The organism is Catenulispora sp. MAP12-49 (assembly GCF_041262705.1).
Classification (GTDB): Bacteria; Actinomycetota; Actinomycetes; order Streptomycetales; family Catenulisporaceae; genus Catenulispora.
Genome location: NZ_JBGCCP010000002.1, coordinates 69,347 through 86,476 on the forward strand (window position 1 = coordinate 69,347; position 17,130 = coordinate 86,476).

At 70.5% G+C, this 17,130-nt stretch carries 14 protein-coding genes; 11 read left to right on the forward strand and 3 right to left on the reverse strand.

Annotation, left to right across the window (positions count from 1 at the left end; genetic code table 11):
- Positions 1-2 precede the first annotated feature (2 nt).
- From gcl to ABIA35_RS04490, 5 genes are all read left to right on the forward strand, one after another.
- Positions 3-1,757, forward strand: a complete 1,755-nt coding sequence (gcl, locus tag ABIA35_RS04470) for a glyoxylate carboligase (protein ID WP_370357388.1) — start codon at positions 3-5, stop codon at positions 1,755-1,757.
- Positions 1,754-2,896 carry a glycerate kinase gene (locus tag ABIA35_RS04475; protein ID WP_370356781.1) on the forward strand — a complete coding sequence of 381 codons (1,143 nt, stop codon included), beginning with the start codon at positions 1,754-1,756 and terminating at the stop codon, positions 2,894-2,896. The genes gcl and ABIA35_RS04475 overlap by 4 nt, the downstream gene beginning before the upstream one ends.
- On the forward strand, positions 2,896-4,242 hold the full coding sequence (allB, locus tag ABIA35_RS04480) for an allantoinase AllB (protein ID WP_370356783.1): 1,347 nt from the start codon (positions 2,896-2,898) through the stop codon (positions 4,240-4,242). The genes ABIA35_RS04475 and allB overlap by 1 nt, the downstream gene beginning before the upstream one ends.
- Positions 4,239-5,285: an allantoicase gene (alc, locus tag ABIA35_RS04485; protein ID WP_370356785.1), complete on the forward strand. Its 1,047-nt coding sequence runs from the start codon at positions 4,239-4,241 to the stop codon at positions 5,283-5,285. The genes allB and alc overlap by 4 nt, the downstream gene beginning before the upstream one ends.
- Positions 5,286-5,584: 299 nt before the next feature.
- Positions 5,585-7,039 carry a nucleobase:cation symporter-2 family protein gene (locus ABIA35_RS04490; protein WP_370356787.1) on the forward strand — a complete coding sequence of 485 codons (1,455 nt, stop codon included), beginning with the start codon at positions 5,585-5,587 and terminating at the stop codon, positions 7,037-7,039.
- Here ABIA35_RS04490 and ABIA35_RS04495 read toward each other — a convergent pair.
- A complete protein-coding gene (locus tag ABIA35_RS04495) occupies positions 6,957-8,192 on the reverse strand; it encodes an MFS transporter (RefSeq protein ID WP_370356789.1) in 1,236 nt (411 codons plus the stop codon). The two genes, ABIA35_RS04490 and ABIA35_RS04495, sit on opposite strands and share 83 nt — an antisense overlap.
- Positions 8,193-8,277: 85 nt before the next feature.
- On the opposite strand from ABIA35_RS04495, the gene ABIA35_RS04500 reads away from it, so the two are divergent.
- On the forward strand, positions 8,278-9,162 hold the full coding sequence (locus ABIA35_RS04500) for a LysR family transcriptional regulator (protein ID WP_370356791.1): 885 nt from the start codon (positions 8,278-8,280) through the stop codon (positions 9,160-9,162).
- Positions 9,163-9,171: 9 nt separating this feature from the next.
- Here the strand turns inward: ABIA35_RS04500 and ABIA35_RS04505 are convergent, their stop codons facing one another.
- Positions 9,172-9,618: an Lrp/AsnC family transcriptional regulator gene (locus ABIA35_RS04505; protein ID WP_370356793.1), complete on the reverse strand. Its 447-nt coding sequence runs from the start codon at positions 9,616-9,618 to the stop codon at positions 9,172-9,174.
- A gap of 98 nt (positions 9,619-9,716) precedes the next feature.
- On the opposite strand from ABIA35_RS04505, the gene ABIA35_RS04510 reads away from it, so the two are divergent.
- Positions 9,717-10,715, forward strand: a complete 999-nt coding sequence (locus ABIA35_RS04510) for an SMP-30/gluconolactonase/LRE family protein (protein ID WP_370356795.1) — start codon at positions 9,717-9,719, stop codon at positions 10,713-10,715.
- 115 nt (positions 10,716-10,830) lie between these two features.
- Here the strand turns inward: ABIA35_RS04510 and ABIA35_RS04515 are convergent, their stop codons facing one another.
- On the reverse strand, positions 10,831-11,370 hold the full coding sequence (locus ABIA35_RS04515; protein ID WP_370356797.1) for a hypothetical protein: 540 nt from the start codon (positions 11,368-11,370) through the stop codon (positions 10,831-10,833).
- Positions 11,371-11,926: 556 nt separating this feature from the next.
- Here ABIA35_RS04515 and chvE point away from each other — a divergent pair.
- The 4 genes from chvE (at position 11,927) to ABIA35_RS04535 (ending at position 17,108) form a co-directional block, all read left to right on the forward strand.
- A complete protein-coding gene (gene chvE / locus ABIA35_RS04520) occupies positions 11,927-13,060 on the forward strand; it encodes a multiple monosaccharide ABC transporter substrate-binding protein (protein ID WP_370356799.1) in 1,134 nt (377 codons plus the stop codon).
- A gap of 8 nt (positions 13,061-13,068) precedes the next feature.
- A complete protein-coding gene (gene mmsA, locus ABIA35_RS04525; protein ID WP_370356801.1) occupies positions 13,069-14,754 on the forward strand; it encodes a multiple monosaccharide ABC transporter ATP-binding protein in 1,686 nt (561 codons plus the stop codon).
- The gene (mmsB, locus tag ABIA35_RS04530) at positions 14,754-15,992 is read left to right on the forward strand and encodes a multiple monosaccharide ABC transporter permease (RefSeq protein ID WP_370356803.1); all 1,239 of its coding nucleotides are present in this window, start codon (positions 14,754-14,756) and stop codon (positions 15,990-15,992) included. The genes mmsA and mmsB overlap by 1 nt, the downstream gene beginning before the upstream one ends.
- Before the next feature lie 75 nt (positions 15,993-16,067).
- Complete coding sequence (locus ABIA35_RS04535; RefSeq protein WP_370356805.1) at positions 16,068-17,108, forward strand: LacI family DNA-binding transcriptional regulator; 1,041 nt, start codon at positions 16,068-16,070, stop codon at positions 17,106-17,108.
- The last annotated feature ends 22 nt before the right edge of the window (positions 17,109-17,130 follow it).

The window sequence follows — 17,130 nt, forward strand, 5'->3', positions numbered from 1 at the left end:
AGATGCCCGTGATGAACGCGGTGGTGCAGGTGTTGAAGTCCGAGGGCGTCGATGCCGCCTTCGGCTGCCCCGGGGCCGCGATCCTGCCGCTGTACAAGGCGATGGAGGAGGAAGGCGGCATCGACCACCTGATCGTGCGCCACGAGGAGGGCGCCACGCACATGGCCGACGGCTGGGCCCGGACCAACGGCCGGGTCGGCGTGGCCATCGGCACCTCCGGTCCGGCCGGCACCAACATGGTCACCGGCCTGTACACGGCGATGGCCGACTCGATCCCGATGATCGTCATCACCGGCCAGGCCGTCTCCACGGCGCTGGACAAGGAGGCGTTCCAGGCGGTCGACATCGTCGGCATCGCCACGCCGGTGACGAAGTGGGCGGTGCAGATCAAGGAGGCGGCGACCGGGCCGTGGATCTTCCGCGAGGCGTTCCGCATCGCCCGCTCCGGGCGGCCCGGCCCGGTGCTGGTCGACATCCCGCTGGACGTCGCCAAGCAGTTCATCGAGTACGACGGGGCGCTCGACGCGCCGCTGCCGGTGCCCGCCGTGGAGCCGCACGCGCCGCGCGTGGAGAAGGCGCTGGACATGCTGCTGGCCGCCGAGCGTCCGCTGATCCTGGCCGGCGGCGGCGTGATCATCGCAGAGGCGGCGCCGGAGCTGCGCGAGCTGGTCGCCTACCTGGGGATCCCGGTGCAGGTGACGCTGATGGGCAAGGGCGCGGTGGACGAGGATGACCCGCTGTACGCGGGCATGACCGGCGTGCAGACCTCACAGCGCTACGGCAACGCCTCGTTCCTGGAATCAGACCTCGTGCTCGCCGTCGGCGCCCGCTTCGGCGACCGCCACACCGGCACGCTGGACGTGTACCGGGGCGACCGCAAGTTCATCCACGTCGACATCGAGTCCACGCAGCTGGGCCGGGTCTTCGAGCCCGACCTGGGCATCGTCTCGGACGCGAAGCTGTTCCTGCGCTCGCTGCTGGCGGCGGCCAAGGCGCGAGGCGTCGGCGGACGCGGGCCGGCCGGGTGGACCTCCCGGGTGGCCTCGCTCAAGACCTCGCTGACCCGGCGCGAGGACTTCGACTCCGTGCCGATCAAGGCGCCGCGGGTCTACAAGGAGATCAACGAGATCTTCGACCCCTCGACCTACTTCGTGACCGCGATCGGCCTGTACCAGATCTGGGGCGGCCAGCATCAGAAGGCGTACCAGCCGCGCCGCTACCAGGTCTGCGGCCAGGCCGGCCCGCTGGGCTGGGAGATCCCGGCGGCGATCGGGGTGAAGACGGCGCTGCGGCACACCGAGCCGGACGCCGAGGTCGTCGGCATCGTCGGCGACTACGGCTTCCACTTCCTGGTGGAGGAGCTGGCGGTCGGCGCGCAGTACGACATCCCGTTCGTCCTGATCATGCTGAACAACGAGTACCTGGGCCTGATCCGCCAGGCCTCGATCGGCTACGAGATGAACTACCAGGTCGACATCCACTACGACGACTACGGCACCGACAACGTCAAGATCATGGAGGCCTACGGATGCTCGGGACGTCGCGTGTTCGCCCCTGACGAGATCCGCCCGGCCCTGGAATGGGCCCGCAAGCAGGCGGCGGCCACCAGCCGGCCGGTGCTGGTGGAGATCATGATCGAGCGCGACGCCAACACCCCGCACGGCCCCGCGATCGACGCGGTGCGCGAGTTCGAGCCGCTGCCCGAGGCGCTGTCGGAAGCACTGGCCGAAGCACTGCCTGCCGAGCAGTTGGTGTGAGCACGGTGTCCAGCGCGGGCCATGTTCTTCTGGCCACGGACAAGTTCAAGGGCTCGCTGACCGCCGCCGAGGCCACCGCGCACCTGGCGGCCGGCCTGCGGCGCGCGGTCCCGGGCCTGGGCATCCGCACCGTTCCGGTCGCCGATGGCGGCGAGGGCACGGTCGACGCCGCGGTCGAGGCGGGCTTCGCCAGGGTTCTGACCCGCGCCACCGGCCCGACCGGTGTCCCGATCGAGGTGGACTTCGCCGTTCGTGGCGAGACGGCGGTGATCGAGGTCGCCGAGGCCTCGGGACTGCGCCGGCTGCCGCGCGGTGAGGCGGCGCCGCTGTCGGCGAGCTCGTACGGGACCGGGGAGCTGATCCGTGCCGCGCTGGACGCGGGGTGCACGCGCATCATCCTCGGCCTCGGCGGCAGCGCCTGCACCGATGGGGGAGCGGGGCTGGCGCAGGCGCTGGGGGCGAGGTTGTTGGATGCGGACGGCGAGGAGCTGTCGCCGGGTGGGGCTGCGCTGACGCGGCTGGTTCGGGTGGATCTGACAGGGCTGGCCGCGATCGGGGAGCTGATCGTGGCCTGCGATGTAGACAACCCGCTGCTCGGCCCGAACGGCGCGGCGGCGATCTACGGGCCGCAGAAGGGGGCGACGGCCGAGGATGTGGCGCTGCTGGACGCCGGGCTCGCGAATTGGGCAAAAGTCATCTCCATCTCCACAAGCGATGCCGATTTTGCCCGAGTACCTGGAGCAGGTGCGGCAGGCGGCATCGGCTTCGCAGCCCTCGCGTTGCTCGGCGCGCGCCTCGAACCCGGCATCGACATCGTTCTGGACCTCGCCGACTTCCCCGCCAAAGCCGCCGGCGCGCGCCTGGTCATCACCGGCGAGGGTTCCCTCGACGCGCAATCCCTGCGCGGCAAGGCCCCCGCCGGGGTCGCGCGTGCCGCCGCCCGCGGCGGCATTCCGGTCATCGCCGTCGCCGGGGTCTGCACCTTGACTCCCGCCGAGCTCGAAGCCGCAGGCATCCGGGCCGCCTATGCGCTCGCCGACATCGAGCCCGACCTCGACCGCTGCATCCTCGAGGCCGGGCCGCTCCTGGAGCAGCTTGCCGCCGGTCTGCTCGTCGCCACCCTGACCGGAGCGGCTTGATGACCAAACAGAGCCCGTCCCCGTCCTACGACCTCGTCCTGCGCTCCACCCGCGCCGTCCTGCCCGACGGCGTCCGCCCCGCCGCTGTGGCCGTGCGCCGGGGCCGCATCGCCGCCGTCGCCGAGCACCGGGCCGCCTTCGACGCGCGCGTCGAGCTCGACCTCGCCGACACCGCGCTGCTGCCGGGCCTGGTCGACACGCACGTCCACGTCAACGAGCCCGGCCGTACCCGCTGGGAGGGCTTCGCCTCGGCGACGCGGGCGGCGGCGGCCGGCGGTGTCACCACGCTGATCGACATGCCGCTCAACTCCATCCCGCCGACCGTCGACGGGCCCGCGCTGGCCGTCAAGCGCAAGGCGGCCGACGGGAAGTGCGTCATCGATATCGGATTCTGGGGCGGCGCGGTCCCCGGAAATACCGCCGCGCTGCGGTCTCTGCACGACAAAGGAGTGTTCGGATTCAAGTGCTTCCTGGCGGATTCCGGCGTCGAGGAGTTCCCCGCGCTGACCGTCCAGGAAATGCATGAGGCATTGCGCGAGATCGCCCGGTTCGACGGCCTTCTCATCGTCCATGCCGAAAACGCCGACATCCTGCGTGGCGCGCCGTCCAGTACCCGCTATCGCGATTTCCTCGCCTCGCGTCCGCCGGCCGCGGAAGACAGCGCCATCGCCGCCGTCATCGACGCCGCCCGGGCCCACAAGGCCCGCGTCCACATCCTGCATCTGGCCGCCGCCGAGGCCGTGCCGCGACTGGCCGCCGCGAAGGCCGCCGGCGTGCGCGTCACCGCCGAGACCTGCCCGCACTATCTCACCTTCAGCGCCGCCGAGATCGACGACGGCGCCACGCAGTTCAAGTGCTGTCCGCCGATCCGCGGGAGCCAGGACCGCGAGGCGTTGTGGCAGGCACTCGGGAGCGGCGTGATCGATATCGTCGCGTCCGATCACTCGCCCTCCACCCCCGACCTCAAGCGCCTGGACTCCGGCGACTTCGCCGCGGCCTGGGGCGGCATCTCCTCGCTGCAACTGGGGCTGCCGGCGGTGTGGACCGGCGCGCGGGCACGCGGGTTCGAGCTGGCCGACGTCGCGCGCTGGATGGCCACCCGGCCCGCCGAGCTGGCCGGGCTGTCGGCCAAGGGCCGCATCGCCGTGGGCTGCGATGCCGATCTGGTGGCCTTCGACCCCGAGGCCGCCTTCACCGTCGATCCGGCGGCCCTGCACCACAAGAACCCCGTCACGCCCTACGCCGGCCGCGAACTGCACGGCGTCGTGCGTGCCACCTATCTGCGCGGCGAGCCGGTCACCGAAGCCCCGCGCGGACGATTCCTCACGCCCTCGGAGGCCCGATGAGCGACACCCCGTCCTTCACCCAGCTGACCGACCTCGCCGCCCGGGACGTCGGGGGCGCCGTGGTCTGGGCCAACGACGAGTTCTTCGGCGAGAAGGAGACGCTGATCCGGCCGGAGGCGCCGACGTTCTCTCCGTCCACCTTCGGCCACAAGGGCCAGATCGTCGACGGCTGGGAGACCCGCCGAAGGCGCCCCGGCGGGCCCGGCGTGGAGGGTACCGAGCACGACTCGGCGATCGTGCGGCTCGGCCTGCCCGGCGTGATCCGCGGCGTGACCGTCGACACCGCCTTCTTCGTCGGCAACTATCCGCCGTTCGCCCGGGTCGAAGCGGCCGGCGTTCCCGGCTTCCCGACCCCGGCGGAGCTACTGGCCGCCGAATGGACCGAGATCGTCCCCACCAGCGCGCTGTCCGGGGACTGCGCGCACCACTTCGCCGTCGAAGGACCCGGGGCCGAGCGCAGGTACACGCACGTGCGCCTGGCCATGATCCCCGACGGCGGCATCGCGCGCTTCCGGGTCCACGGCGAAGCCGTCCCCGACCCCGCCTTCCTCGACGGCATCCCGGTCGACCTCGCCGCCCTGACCAACGGCGCGCGCATCGTCGCCGCGTCCAACATGTTCTTCTCCGCGCCGGAGAACCTCATCAAGCCGGCCGAGTCGCGCGTCATGGGAGAGGGCTGGGAGACCGCACGCCGCCGCGACGCCGACGGCGACTGGATCGAGGTCCGGCTGGTGGCTCAGGGCGTTCCGGCGCTGATCGAGATCGACACCGCCAACTACAAGGGCAACGCCCCGGACCGCGTCGTCCTGCTTGGGGCCGATCGGCCGGGCCAGGAAGCCGGGTCGGACTGGTTCGAGGTGATCGGCCAGACCCGGATGCTCCCGGACTACAAGCACCGGTTCCGCATCCAGGACGCGCGTCCCGTGACGCATCTGCGCCTGGAGGTACGTCCCGACGGGGGAGTGGCACGCCTGCGCGCCTTCGGCAGCCTCACCGACGCCGGCCTGGCCGCCGTCCGCACACGCTGGGCGGACCACGCGTAGCACGAATCCACCGGGTATGGCATTCCCTCGCCGTAAGGAATTCGACGGCGAGGCTATCGCCATGCCCATTTCGCTTTTCGCAGGGAACTGCACTGTGGGAAAGTACGAATTCTGCTCCACTATCGAAAAACTCGATGACTCTCGTTGACCGGTCGTCAGACGGCGGACTAGCTTTCCATCCAATGGGTTAACGGCTCACGAAATACTCGCCCGGAACGGATGTCGGCTTTGCTCCCCGTTCCAGAAACCGCGGCTCAGCGATAAACCCCTCACGCCCGTCACGCCAAGGGAGCCCCTCCATGAGCACATCGGTCCATCCCGTCGACGAGGTCCTGCCGGCGCCCCGGCTCACCGTCCTGGGCCTACAGCACCTGTTCATCATGTACGCCGGTGCGATCGCCGTCCCGTTCGTCGTCGGCGGCGCCCTCAAGCTCAGCTCCGCCACCGTCGCCCTGCTGGTGAACGCCGACCTGCTGGTCGCCGGGATCGCCACGCTGATCCAGGCGGTCGGCGTCGGCAAGCTGTTCGGTGTACGGCTGCCGGTGGTCGCCGGCGCCACGTTCACCGTCATCCCGCCGATGATCACCATCGCCGCGAAGTTCGGCGGGGAGAAGGGCCTGCCCTACGTCTACGGCGCGATGCTGTGCTCCGGGGTGTTCGGCCTGCTGATCGCCAAGCCGTTCGCCAAGGTGATCCGGTTCTTCCCGCCGCTGGTGGCCGGGATCGTCATCACCGTCATCGGGCTCTCGCTGATCGGGCCGGCCGCGGCGATGATCGCCGGGCACGACACCGAGGACCCGCACTACGGCCAGGTCTCGCACATCATGGTCGCCTTCGCGGTGGTCTTCGGCATCCTGATCCTGGCCCGCACGCTGCGCGGCTTCCTCGGCCAGATCGCCCCGCTGCTGGCCATCGTCGCCGGCAGCCTGCTGGCGCTGTTCACGCACAGCTGGTCCGGGACCACGCGCACGCGTTCCTGGGACCTGTCCGGCGTCGGCCACGCCGACTGGCTCGGCTTCGCGGCGCCCTTCCACTTCGGCGCGCCGCGCTTCGACGCCGCGGCGGTCATCTCGATGTGCATCGTCATGCTGGTCACCTACACCGAGTCCACCGCCGACATGATCGCGGTCGCCGAGATGACCGGCAAGGAGCTCACCGGCTCGGACATCACCCGGGGCCTGGCCGCCGACGGCCTGTCGGCGCTGCTGGGCGGCTCCATGAACTCCTTCCCCGACACGCTGTTCGCCGAGAACGTGGGCCTGGTCCAGATGACCGGCGTGCGGTCCCGCTGGGTCACCGCGGTCACCGGCGCCATGCTGGTGGTGATGGGCGTGGTGCCGAAGGTCGGCGCGTTCGTGGCGGCCGTGCCGGAGTTCGTGGTCGGCGGCGCGGCGCTGGTGATGTTCGCGACGGTCACCGCCGTGGGCATCCAGACGCTGAAGAAGGTCGAGTTCGCCGGCAACCACAACCTGCTGGTCGTGGCCACCTCGCTGGGCCTGTCGCTGCTCCCGGCCTACGCCATGGACCGCTTCGGGAACTCGATCTTCTTCGAGAGGTTCCCGGACTGGGCCCAGATCGTCTTCGGCAGCCCGATCACCATCGCGGTGGTGGCCGCCTTCACCCTGAACCTGGTGTTCAACCACCTCGGCGGCGGGGTCGGGCTCCCGGTGCTCAACGTGCGGCCAGCGCCGGGATCCGACGCAGTGCCAGCGCCAGCAATCCCGCGATCCCCAGCAGCGAGCCCGCTACCGTGACCACCCCGGGCCAGCCGTCGGCCGACCAGGCCCGGCCGCCCAGGCTCCCGAACACCGAGGAGCCGGCGTAGTACGAGAACAGATAGAACGCCGCGGCCTGGCTGGGGCTGGCTCCCGACGCGTGCGACCGCGCCGTGACCCAGTCGCTGGCCAGGCCGTGCACGCAGAAGAACCCGACGGTCAGCGCCGCGATCCCGAGGACGACCACCGGCAGCGAGCCGGTCAGCGTCAGCAGCACCCCGCCGAAGGCGACCGCGCAGCCGAACGGCGCGATCGCCCGGCGCCCCAGCCGGTCGGCCAGCCGCCCGGACACCGTGGAGCTGACCGTCCCCAGCGAGTACGTCAGGAATATCAGGCTGACCAGCCCGACCCCCAGGTGGAACGGCGCGGCGGTGAGCCGGAACCCCACGGCGTTGAACACCGCGACCAGCGCGCCGACCGCACAGGCACCGAGCGCGTACAGCGCCAGCAGCGCCGGGTCCGCCAGGGCCCGGCGCTGCATGGCCAACACGGTCCGGCCCCGCAGCCGCGTCGGCACGAAGTGCCGCGACGGCGGCAGGGTGACCGCGACGACGACGGCGCAGACCGTGGACAGAGCCGCCGCGGCCAGCAGCGCCCACCGCCACCCGGCCGCCTCGGCGATCGGCGCGGTCACCAGCCGCGCCGCCATCCCGCCGATCGCGGTGCCGCCGATGTACAGGCCGGCGGCGCGGGCCTGCGCCGAGGGATGCATCTCCTCGCGCAGATAGGCGGTGGCCACCGCCGGCAGGCCCGCGAGGGCCACCCCGGCCAGCAGGCGCGCCGCGATCAGCGAGTCCCAGGTGGGAGCCAGCGCGCAGACGATCGCCAGGACGGCCGAGGCGGCCATGGAGAAGCGGATCAGGACCGTGCGGCCCAGCGCCTCGGACAGCGGGCCGAAGACCAGCAGCGCCAGCGCCAGGCCGACGGTGGTCGCCGAGACGCTCAGGGTGCTCTCGGCCGGGGAGACGTGGAAGGCGTGGACCAGGTCGGGGAGCAGGGCCTGGGTGTCGTAGAGCAGGACGAAGGTGGCGATGCCGGCGGCGAACAGGGCGGTCAGGACGCGGCGGTATTCCGTGGTGCCGGGCAGGTGTCCCTGGTGCTCCAGCGGTCCCCGGACTTCGACTGTGGTCACTTCACGATCGTGGCGCCGCCGACATCATGCGTCCAATGAAGCAAACGGGGCTTCTCGATGCGTGATCCGTATCGAGGTGCGTATCGTGGACCGTGTGCTGCTGCGTGACCTCAGCTGGTTCGTCGCCCTGGCCGACCACCGGCACATGACCGACACCGCCGCGATCCTGGGCGTCAGCCAGCCGACGCTGTCGCGCGCGCTGGCCCGGGTGGAGGCCGAACTGGGGACCCGGCTGTTCGAGCGCGCGCCGGACGGTGTCGCGCCGAACCCGAACGGCGACCTGGTCGTGGCCGCGGCCCGGGACCTGCTCGCGCGCTACGAGCAGCTCACCACCGAGCTGTCGGCGCGGCTGGATCCCGACGTCGGCGTGGTCCGCCTGGCCTTCCTGGACTCGATGGGCACCTCGCTGGTCCCGCAGATCCTGCGGGCGTTCCACGAGCACGCGCCGGGTGTCCGGGTCCTGCTGAGCCAGGAGCCCGGGCACGCGATCCTGGCCGATCTGCGCACCGGCGCCGCCGAGCTCGCGGTGACCTTCCCGCGGCCGACCGGCGACTTCGGCTGGCTGCCGCTGCACCGCGAACGGCTGGTCCTGGCGGTTCCGCCGACGCACCGCCTGCGCGAGCGCAAGCGCGTCGCGCTCAGCGAGCTCGCCGACGAGGAACTGGTGATGACCCCCGTCGGCTTCGGGTTCCGGACGCTGCTGGACGGGCTGTTGGCCGAGGCGGGGGTCGTGCCGCGGATCTCGTTCGAGAGCGCCGACCTGTCGACGATCGAGGGCCTGGTCGCCGCCGGACTCGGCGTCGCGGTGATCCCCGAGCAGCTGGCCGGGGTGAGCGGCACCATCGCCATCGCGCTCACCACGCCGGCCGCACGCCGCACGGTCGGGCTGACGTGGCGGACCGATCAGGTGCCGGCGCCGGCGGCGGAGCGGTTCAAGGCGTTCCTGGAGAGTCAGTGGCCTGAGCCCTGAACCTAGGCGCTATTCAGCGACCAATGGTGACACCGGCCGCTCGAAGAACGTCTCCAGGACCACCGTGGCCTGCGTCTTGCTCACCCCGTCGACCGTGTAGAGGCGGCGCAGCACGTCCTGGAGCTGTTCGGTCGTCGCGGTCCTGACCTTCGCCAGCACCGTCGCGCTGCCCGCGATGATGTGCGCCTCCACGATCTCCGGGATCGCAGCGAACTGATCGCCGGAGTCTCCCATCCAGGCGGTGGAGTCGATCGAGACGTAGGCCAGCACCGCGCCGCCGATCGCCGCCGGGTCCACGTCGGCGGCGGTGCGGCGGATCACCCCGCGCTCGCGCAGCTTGCGGACGCGCTCGTGGGCGGCCCCGGCGGACAGGCCCACGGCCTGGCCGAGGGCGGCGTAGGACTCGGTGGCGTCCTCCTGGAGGCGGGCCAGGAGCTGCCGGTCGATATGATCCAACTCATTCTCCTTCGATCTCACTCGCCTTTGACCATATCTGGTTTGGCCATCTAGGCTCAATGCAGGATACAGTTCAGTTCGAGTGGAGGGGTGTTCTCATGGCTGTCGAGTATCCGGTGCGGTTCGAGGCCTTCGACGACCGGTTCGGCACGGGACGGTGCATGAACGGCGACGCCGGCTTCGAGGTGATCTTCTCCGGCGGACGCTGGGTGGAGGGCCCGATCTACCTGCCCGCGTGGCGGCAGCTGATCTGGAGCGACATCCCGAACGACCGGATGCTGCGCTGGGACGAGGCCTCCGGCGCGGTCAGCGTCTTCCGCGAGCGGGCCGGCCACCCCAACGGCAACACCCTGGACCGCCAGGGCCGGCTGATCACCTGCGAGCAGGGCAACCGCCGGGTCACCCGCACCGAGCACGACGGCACGATCACCGTGCTCGCCGACCGCTGGGACGGCAAGCGCCTGAACAGCCCGAACGACGCGGCGGTGCGGTCCGACGGCGCGATCTACTTCTCGGATCCCGACTTCGGCATCACCAGCGACTACGAGGGCTACCGCGCGGACAGCGAGACAGGCGCGAACAACGTCTACCGCATCGACCCGCACACCGGCGCCGTCGAACTGGCCGCCGAGGGCTTCGGCGCCCCCAACGGCCTGGTCTTCTCCGCCGACGAGCGGCAGCTGTTCGTCTCCGACACGCGCGGCGGCTGCATCCGGGTCTTCGACGTACGCCCCGACGGCAGCCTGTCGGAGGGCGAGGTCTTCGCCGAGGCCGCGGCGCGCGTCGGCGCACGTTTCGACAACCTCCGGTTCGACGACGGCGGCCGCTTGTGGGCCGCGGCCATGGGTGACGGCGTGCACTGCTACGACCCGGACGGCACGCTGCTCGGGCGGCTCATCGTCCCGGAGACCGTCGCCAACATCAGTTGGGGCGGCGCGAAGCGGAACCGGCTGTTCATCGCGGCCGAGACGAGCGTGTACTCGCTGGTCATGGCGGTCACCGGCACGCATCCGACCGGGCCGGGGGCCAGGCCGTGGCTCGATCGCGCGGGCTTGGAGGCGGGCGCGGGCGCAGGTGCGGGCTCGGCGGCGCGCTGAGTCGGACCGTGCCACGAAGGTAACTATTTCTTGGTTATGCCGGTTTGTAGCGGCGTGTCGGAAGGACCCGGGGTTCACTCGTCCTGCATGATGGCGGGGACATAGACGATCCGGTTCACGAAGCCGACGGAAAGAACGCCGGACTGTACAGCTCCTGAATGTGCAGAGCCGGGAGTCCTGAGAGCTCCAGGAGGTAGGACTTCGTAGCGCACTGTTCGCGGGACGCGCCGCTGTGGGGCCAGGCCGTGCTGCCGACGTGCAGCGTGCGGCGGGTGAGCGCGAGCCCTGCTTCGGCCATGGCGTAGCCGATGGGGTTCTCGGCGTCCTGGACCGCGTGGTCGATGGCCGGATCGAGGTCGGACCGCGCCGTCACGATGTTCTCCGAGACCGGCTCGCCGGTGTCCGTGAGCAGACGGGAGTGCCGGAGCCAGAACGCCCGCGGCCCGGAACCGTCGGCGGTCAAGGCATCCCGCGGCTCCTCGCGCAGTTCCGCGGCGTCGACCAGGACGCAGCTGTCCACCTGCGTCGTGAGCTCGCATCCGGCGACCGCCTCCAACAGCGGCGTGGTCAACCCGCCGTTGGCGAGGATCATCCGCGTCGCGGGAGCCGAGAAGCCCGCGATGCCGCGATGAAGTCCGGAATGAATGCCCAGCATGGTGTGCTCGCCTTCTTGTCGGCATGGCGAAGCGGGCTCGAACCCGGTGGGGGGAGCGTCGCAAAGGGTTGATGTCGTCGTCCGCGGACGCAAGCGTAGAGCGGGATGCCGTGCAATTCCCGCAGATATCCCACGATCCGCCTATTAATCGGTGAGTACTACTATTACTGTGCATAGTACTCGCGGCGCGTGGCCGGACGCCTACTTTATCAAGGCTCTGTCTTCTAGGGCGGATCGCCGATGGCGGCCTGGTCAGGGCCCTCGGCGAGAGCTCGGGCCGTGGCCGCGCGCGTTGAGGTGGGCGCAGGGGCGTCGTCGCCACGAGTCGGGGGCGCGGCGGTGAGTCCAGGGCCGCCAGTCGCCCGCCGAATGTTAGCGATAACACGATCCCGTAACCAGCCCCGTCCCACCTGACATCCCCAATCCGGCCCCACCCTTGACAGCCTTTGAGTTACCGGTAACACTCTCGTCTCACGAAGCCGTCGTCGACGGCGGCGACTCACCCGGCACCATCACGAACCATCCCGAACCACCCCCACCTAGCCCCAGGAGCGACGTGAACCTCAGCAAGATCGCCGCCGCCGTCACCGGCCTGACCCTCGCCGCGACGCTCGCGGCGTGCGGGTCCTCGACCAAGACCGCGGACAAGGCCGCGGCCGGCGGCGGGTCGGCCGCCGGCGGCCTGGTCGGCGTCACGATGCCCACGCGCTCCTCGGAGCGGTGGATCCATGACGGCGACAATGTGAAGGCGGGCCTTGAGAAGCTCGGCTACAAGGTCGACCTGGAGTACGCCAACAACGACATTCCGACTCAGGCCAACCAGATCGAGAACCAGATCTCGATGGGGGCGAAGGTTCTCATCGTCGCCTCCATCGACGGGACCGCGCTGAGCAACCAGCTGCAGGAAGCCCATGACAAGGGCATCAAGGTCATCGCCTACGACCGGCTGCTCATGAAGTCGGCGGACGTCGACTACTACGCCAGCTTCGACAACTACAAGGTCGGTGTGCAGCAGGCGACGTCGCTGCTGGTGGGCCTGGGCTTCAAGAAGGAGGACGGTTCCGACGCCGCCGCTCCGCCGGCCGGTCCGGTCAACATCGAGGTCTTCGCCGGCTCTCCCGACGACAACAACGCGCCGTTCTTCTTCCGCGGCGCCATGGACACGCTCAAGCCCTACCTCGACAGCGGCAAGCTCGTCATCAAGAGCGGTGAGAAGGACTTCAACACCGTCGCCATCCTGCGCTGGGATCCGGCGACCGCGCAGAAGCGCATGGAGGACCTGATCACCAAGACGTACTCCTCCGGGGCGAAGGTGCAGGGTGTGCTCTCGCCGTACGACGGCCTGTCGATCGGCATCCTGTCCGCGCTGAAGTCCGCCGGATACGGGACCACCGGGCAGCCCTATCCGATCGTCACCGGGCAGGACGCCGAGGTCGCGTCGGTGAAGTCGATCATCGCCGGGGAGCAGTACGCGACGGTCTGGAAGGACACCCGCAAGCTCGCCGCGCTCGCCGTCTCCATGACCGACGAGGTGCTCAAGGGCCAGCCGGTGCCGACCAACAGCACCGACTACAACAACGGCTCCAAGGTCGTGCCGACCGAGGTCCTGGACTTCGACACCGTCTACAAGGACAACTACCAGCACGTCCTGATCGACAGCGGCTACTACACCGCCGCGCAGCTGTCCTAGAGCCGGCCATGGACGACGTCATCCTGAGAATGGCGGGGATCACCAAGACGTTCCCCGGAGTGAAGGCCCTGCAGGACGTGAACCTGGAGGTCCAGCGGGGCCGGATCCACGCGATCTGCGGGGAGAACGGCGCCGGCAAGTCGACGCTGATGAAGGTCCTGTCCGGCGTCTACCCGCACGGGAGCTACGACGGGGAGATCGCCTTCGACGGGCAGCCGTGCGAGTTCGGCGGGATCCGGGACAGCGAGGCCCGCGGCATCGTCATCATCCACCAGGAGCTGGCGCTGTCCCCGCACCTGTCGATCGCCGAGAACATCTTCCTCGGCAACGAGCGGGTGCGGCGGGGCCTGATCGACTGGCACCGGACCAACGCCGAGGCCGCCGAGCTGCTGGCGCGGGTCGGGCTGAAGGAGAACCCGACCGCCCGGGTCTCCGACCTCGGCGTCGGGAAGCAGCAGCTGGTCGAGATCGCCAAGGCGCTGTCGAAGAAGGTGCGCCTGCTGATCCTGGACGAGCCGACGGCCGCGTTGAACGACGACGACTCCGAGCACCTGCTGGACCTGCTGCGCGGGCTCCAGGCCGAGGGCGTGACCTGCGTCATCATCTCCCACAAGCTCAACGAGATCGAGGCGGTCTCCGACGCGGTGACCATCCTGCGCGACGGCCGGACCATCGAGACCCTGGACTTCCACACCCAGGCGGTGTCGCAGGATCGCATCATCACCGGCATGGTCGGCCGCGACCTGGAGCACCGCTACCCGGAGCACACACCGACCATCGGCGAGGAGGTGCTGCGGATCGAGGACTGGACCGTGTTCTCCCCGACCCAGCGCGGCCGCAAGGTCGTGGACGGCGCGAACCTGACGCTGCGCCGCGGGGAGATCACCGGCCTGGCCGGGTTGATGGGCGCCGGGCGGACCGAGTTGGCGATGAGCGTGTTCGGCCGCAGCTACGGCGTGGATATCTCCGGCCGGCTGGTCAAGGACGGCCAGCCGATCCGGGTGCGCAGCGTCGACGACGCCATCGCGCACGGCATCGGCTACGCCACCGAGGACCGCAAGCGCTACGGCCTGAACCTCATCGACGACATCAAGCGCAACATCTCCGCCGCCGCGCTGCCCAAGCTGGCCAAGGCCGGCCTGGTCGACCCGCGCGAGGAGTACAAGGTCGCCGACGGCTACCGGGCGGAGATGAACATCAAGGCCCCGGCGGTGACCGCGGTGACCGGGAAGCTCTCCGGCGGCAACCAGCAGAAGGTCGTGCTGTCCAAGTGGATGTTCGCCGACCCCGACGTGCTGATCCTGGACGAGCCCACGCGCGGCATCGACGTCGGCGCCAAGTTCGAGATCTACACGATCGTCAACCGGCTGGCCGACGCCGGCAAGGCGGTGCTGGTCATCTCCAGCGAGCTGCCCGAGCTGCTGGGCATCTGCGACCGCGTCTACGCGATGTCGGCCGGCCGGATCACCGGCGTGCTGGACCGGGCCCAGGCCTCCCCCGAGCGGCTCATGACCCTGATGACCACCGAGTCGCTGATGGATGCGGACGTCACGGCCGAGGAACTGCTGACCGTGCCGGAGCCGACGCCGCAGTCCGAGCCGGAGGCCGTGGCCGAATCCTTCGACGAGCACGACACCCGGCACGACACCCGGAACGACACCGGGCACGACACCGAGCAAGAAAGTGATCAGTGATGAGCAGCATCGCTCCTGCGAGCACCACGGAGCTGGCGGCTCCTCCCGGCGCCGGCGCGCCCCGCCGGTTCCAGGTCAACCTCCGGGCCAGCGGCATCTACCTGGCCTTCGCCGCGATCGTCGTGATCTTCGACATCATGACCCACGGCCTGCTGCTGACGCCGGAGAACGTCTCCAACCTGATCGTCCAGAACTCCTACATCCTGATCCTGGCGATCGGGATGATCCTGGTCATCATCGCCGGGCACATCGACCTGTCGGCCGGATCCGTGGTCGCGGTCACCGGCGCGATAGCCGCGGTGCTGATGGTGAACCACCACATGTCCTGGCCGCTGGCGCTGCTGATCACCCTGATCGCCGGCGCCGCGATCGGCGCCTTCCAGGGCTACTGGGTCGCCTACTTCGGGCTGCCGGCGTTCATCGTGACACTGGCCGGCATGCTGGTCTTCCGGGCCCTGACCATGACGGTGCTGGGCAACCAGGGCATCGGCCCGTTCCCGGACCAGGTGCGGACCCTGTCCACCGGCTTCCTCGGGAGCGTCCTGGGCAACGTCGGGCTCGGCACGCTCGGCGGCGCCGACCTGTTCACGCTGGTCATCGGCGTGGTCGCGGTGCTCGCCGCGGTCGCCTCGCAGTGGCGGGCGCGAACGGCCAAGCTGCGCTACGGCCAGCAGGCCGAGTCGGTGGCGCTGTTCGCCGGGAAGATGGCGCTGATGGCGTTCGTGGTGCTGGGCGTCATCGTGCAGCTGGCCCGCTACAAGAACCTGCCGTGGGTGCTGGTGCTGCTCACGGTCCTGGTCCTGGGCTACAGCCTGGTCGCCTCGCGCACGGTGTTCGGCCGGCACATCTACGCCATCGGCGGCAACGCCCAGGCCGCGGTGCTGTCCGGGGTGAAGGTCAAGAAGGTCACGTTCTGGATCTTCGTGAACATGGGCGTGCTGGCGGCGATCGCCGGCGTCGTCTTCGCCGGCCGGCTGAACCAGGCCGGTCCCACCGCCGGGACCAACTTCGAGCTCGACGCCATCGCCGCGGCGTTCATCGGCGGCGCGGCCGTCACCGGCGGCGTCGGCAAGGTGGTCGGGGCGATCACCGGCGGCCTGATCATGGGCGTCATCAACAACGGCATGTCGCTGCTCGGCGAGCCCAGCGAACGCGTCATGCTGGTCAAGGGTCTGATCCTGCTGGCCGCGGTGGCCTTCGACGTGTGGGCCAAGCGTCGGGCCGGGACGGCTCGATAGGCTGCGCGAACGGCGGGCGGCGAACGGCGGGCGACGGGTGACGGGGACGGGCATGACGACGAGGAGAACAGCCAAGTGACCAAGGAGCGGGTGCGCACGGCCGAGACGGCGCGCGGCGGCGGCCGGCCGGGGCTGCGCGACGTGGCCGAGCTGGCCGGGGTCTCGCACCAGACGGTGTCCCGGGTGTTCAAGGACCACCCGCGGGTCAGCGCCGAGACCCGGGCCAAGGTGCTGGCCGCGGCGGCGCAGCTGGACTTCCGGCCCAACGCCATAGCGCGCGCCCTGGCCACCGGCTCCTCGCGCACCGTCGGCGTGGTCAGCTTCGACACCACGCTGTTCGGGCCGGCCTCGATGGTCAGCGCGATCGAGTCCAGCGCCCGCGACGCCGACTACTTCGTCTCGGTGGTCGGCCTGGCCTCGCCCAGCCGCCGCTCGGTGGCCGAGGCCGCCGACCGGCTGCGCGGGCAGGGCGTGGACGGCATCATCCTGATCCCCGGCCACGTCCCGGCCGACCAGGTGGTCCGCCACCTGCCCGCGATGCTGCCGGTGGTCGCGCTGTCCACGGCGCAGACCGTGGCCAACGCGACCATAGACCAGTACGAGGGCCCGCTGGCCGCGGTCCGGCACCTGCTGGACCTGGGCCACACCACGGTGCACCACCTGGCCGGTCCTGGCGACTGGCACGAGGCCCGCGAGCGCGAGCGCGCCTGGCGCGACGCGCTGGCCAAGGCCGGGGCGCCGGTTCCGGAGCCGCTCGCCGGGGACTGGAGCGCGGCCTCCGGCTACGAGCGGGGCAAGGTGCTGGCCGCCGATCCGACGGTGAGCGCGGTGTTCGCGGCCAACGACCACATCGCCCTGGGCGTCCTGCTGGCCCTGCACGAGGCCGGGCGGCGGGTGCCGGAGGAGGTGAGCGTCATCGGGTACGACGACATCCCGGAGGCGGCGTTCTTCACCCCGCCGCTGACCACGGTGCGCCAGGACTTCGCGGCGCTGGGCCGGCGCAGCATGGCGCTGCTGCTGGACCAGATCGGGGCCTCCGTCGCCCCGGCCGCGCCGGCCGCGGCGGTCATCCCCACCGAGCTCGTAGTGCGACGCAGCACTGCGCGCCGCGCATAAGACAATCAACCAGCCAGCGTAC